This window comes from Actinomycetospora sp. (assembly GCF_055612215.1).
Map to the genome: position 1 here is coordinate 1 of NZ_JBVPVA010001037.1, position 2,134 is coordinate 2,134.

Genomic DNA, 2,134 nt, shown 5'->3' on the forward strand with positions numbered 1-2,134 from the left:
CGTCGTGGTCGGCGGGATCATCCCGCCGAAGGACGCCGAGCAGCTCCAACGGCTCGGCGTGCAGCGGGTGGTGACGCCGAAGTCGTACTCGCTCACCGGGATCATGGGTGACTTCGTCGACGTGATCCGCGAGGTGCACGGCCTGGAGCACGAGGGCACCCCGACCGGCGTCTGAGCGCGCCCTCGCCGCGGCGGAATCCGACGGGCTCCCTACTCCTCCGCCTTGGCGTCCCCGCGACGCTTGAGGAACGAGAAGCCGGGGATGCCGTCGATGGCGCGCCGGAGGTCCTTGGTGACGTCGAGCAGCTCGGACAGGTCGGGTCCGACGCGGTCGAGGGTCTCCAGGATCGGCAGGATGTCGTGGCTGAGGTGGTGGGCGAGCGCCGGGAGCTCGTCGACGAGCTGGATCGCGGCGTCGATCTCCTCGGGCGCGAGGTCGTCGACGAACTTCTGGGTCAGCGGCGCGGCGCGCTCGAGCATCGGCCGGTAGAGGTCGAGCAGCTCCTGGGCGTGCGTGCTCAGCGAGCCCGCGGAGGTCATCACGTCGTCCGCACCGGAGGTGATGGTGCGGGCGGACTCGACGACCTCGGAGGCCCCGCGCGTGATCGTGCGCGCCTCGCTCACCACTCCGTCGGCGCCGCGGGTGATGCCGGCCGCGTCGTCGACCACCGACGCGGCGCCCTTGGTGATGCTCCGGGCCTCGTCGACCACCGAGGCGGCGCCGCGGGTGATCACGCGGGCCTCGGTGACGACGCCGTCGGCGCCGGAGGTGATGCCACGGGCCGACTCGACGACCTCGGACGCCCCGCCGGTGATGCCGCGTGCGGACTCGACGACCGACGCGGCCCCCGTCGTGATCCCGCGGGCCTCGACGATCACCCCCTCGATCTCGGCGACGATGCCGTCGGCCCGGTCGACCAGGCCGTCGACGCGCTCCGCGACCCCGCTCAGGACCGCGAGCAGGCGCGTGACCTCGTCCAGCAACGCCTCGACCCGGCCGGGCAGCCGCGCGCCGACCCCGATGAGCTCGGCGCCCCACGCGGCCACGGCGGCGCCGGTCGAGACGACCTCGGCGGGTGTCGGCACGACCAGCGGGCCGAGGCGAACGAGTGACATGATCCCAGTGTCCACGCTCCGGGCCGGGGTGATCGGGATCAGCGCAGCATCAGCATCGCGTAGGCGGCGATCGACTGGGCGTCGGTGATCTCCCCGGCGCGCACCCGGTCCTCGAACTCGGCGCGGGTCACCCACGCGGTGCGCATGTCCGCCTCGGTCACCTCCCGGTCCGGGGCGCCCGCGGTGAGGTCCGTCGCGAGGAAGGCCCGGCCGCGCTGGGAGGACAGGCCGGGCGCGACGTCGAGCAGGCCGAGCGGCTCCCAGTGTGCCGCGCGCAGGCCGGGCTCCTCCCGCAGCTCCCGCGCGGCCAGCTCGGCGGGATCGGCCTCGGCGCGGTCGGGGGCCGTGCCCTGCGGGAACTCCCACCGGCGCAGGCCCAGCGGGTAGCGGAACTGCTCGACCATCATCATCCGCGCCTGCGGACCGGTGCCCTCGAGCGCGATCACCAGCGCGTAGTGCGGCTTGTCGACGACGCCGTAGACGCCCTCGCCGCCGTCGGGACGCCGGAAGGTGTCCTCCCGGACGGTCATCCAGGGGTTCTCGTACACCGGCCGGCTCGAGAGCGTGTCCACGCGGCCGATCATCCCCGAGCGCGGTCACCCACCCGGCCCGGACCTCCCACTCGACCACCCGGACCAGGCCCGCCCTTGCTAGGCTGCGCGCCCGAGCAGGGCGAATCGGTCACCGCGGAACGGGAGCACGGCAGAGCACATGGTCAGCACAGTCATCGCCGAGGTCTTCGCCTTCCTGATCGTCCTGTACGTGCTCTACCGGTACGTCCTCCCGCCGCTGCGGACGATGACGGAGAAGCGCGAGAAGGAGATCGCCCAGCAGGTCGAGGACGCGCGCAAGGCCAAGGAGCGCCTGGAGGCCGCCGAGGCCGCGTACCGCGAGGCCGTCGAGAACGCGCAGAACGACGCCGCCCGCATCCGGGACGACGCGCGGGCGGACGCCCAGCGCATCGCCGACGAGATGCGCGAGAAGGCCGAGGAGGAGGTCGAGCGCCTCAAGCGCCGTG

The 2,134-nt window shown here is 73.4% G+C and carries 3 protein-coding genes; 1 reads left to right on the forward strand and 2 read right to left on the reverse strand.

What is annotated here, in order from left to right:
* Positions 1 to 210: 210 nt before the first annotated feature.
* Positions 211 to 1,116, reverse strand: coding sequence for a hypothetical protein (locus AC0CYZ_RS28070; RefSeq protein ID WP_472221397.1), 906 nt, complete (start codon positions 1,114 to 1,116; stop codon positions 211 to 213).
* 38 nt (positions 1,117 to 1,154) lie between these two features.
* Positions 1,155 to 1,688, reverse strand: coding sequence for an NUDIX domain-containing protein (locus AC0CYZ_RS28075; RefSeq protein WP_472221398.1), 534 nt, complete (start codon positions 1,686 to 1,688; stop codon positions 1,155 to 1,157).
* Between the two features lie 139 nt (positions 1,689 to 1,827).
* Here AC0CYZ_RS28075 and AC0CYZ_RS28080 point away from each other — a divergent pair.
* Positions 1,828 to 2,134 (forward strand): F0F1 ATP synthase subunit B family protein (locus AC0CYZ_RS28080; protein ID WP_472221399.1); only part of this gene is annotated, 307 nt, incomplete at its 3' end.

Coding starts and splice junctions, on each gene's coding strand:
- AC0CYZ_RS28070 (WP_472221397.1), bottom strand. CDS start 1,116: ATGTCACTCGTTCGCCTCGGCCCGCTGGTCGTGCCGACACCCGCCGAG.